The organism is Microbacterium sp. 69-10 (genome assembly GCF_001897945.1).
GTDB lineage: Bacteria > Actinomycetota > Actinomycetes > Actinomycetales > Microbacteriaceae > Microbacterium.
Map to the genome: position 1 here is coordinate 60,083 of NZ_MKRT01000031.1, position 691 is coordinate 60,773.

Consider the following 691-nt stretch of genomic DNA (forward strand, 5'->3'; position numbering starts at 1 on the left):
CCGCCGAACTGCTGTTCCTGCGCGGCATCCTGCCCACCACGCCCACCCCCGATGTCGACGTCCCAGCACTGATCGACCTGGGTGTGCGCACCATCCGCGCCAACCGCGACCGCATCGACCGCACCTTCACCGGCGACGCGCGTCGCGGCTTCACCGACTGGGTCTACGGCCGCGCCAACCGGCCGTGCCGGCGCTGCGGAACCCTCATCCGCACCGGCGCACTCGGCGCGGATCCGACCCGCGAGCGCGTCACGTTCTGGTGTCCGAACTGCCAGCGATGACTCCCATCCCCGATGGGGAATGAAATCGCACGGCCCGTGGTTGTAGCTATATCCGGAAGTCTCCGGACACGGGAGGAATCGTGGGCAAGAACTACATCGACATCGAGGACGACCAGGGCGAGACGCTGCGCTACCGCAAGCACGTCAACGGTCGTGGTCTCGTCGCGCACGGCGCGAAGGTGAACCCCAAGGCGGTCGTCGAAGCCGGGGCCTATGTCGAACCCGGGGCGAAGATCGGAGCCGGGGCGCGCGTCGCCCGCGGCGCCTGGGTCGACTCGGATGCCGTGATCGGCGAGGACGCCTACATCGACGCGCACGCGCACATCGGCCAGGGGGCCGTGATCGGCGACGGCGCGCACGTCGGCGTCCGCACCGAGATCGGCGCGGGGGCGCGCATCGCCCGTGGGGCG

1 protein-coding gene and 1 pseudogene are annotated in these 691 nt (G+C 70.5%); both read left to right on the forward strand.

Translation table 11 applies throughout. The annotated features are described in order from the left end of the window. A pseudogene (locus BGN97_RS17310) lies at positions 1–281 on the forward strand (Fpg/Nei family DNA glycosylase); the annotation flags it as partial. 80 nt (positions 282–361) lie between these two features. Continuing rightward, the coding region (locus tag BGN97_RS17315) for a transferase (RefSeq protein WP_292704343.1) at positions 362–691 on the forward strand (330 nt) is incomplete at its 3' end.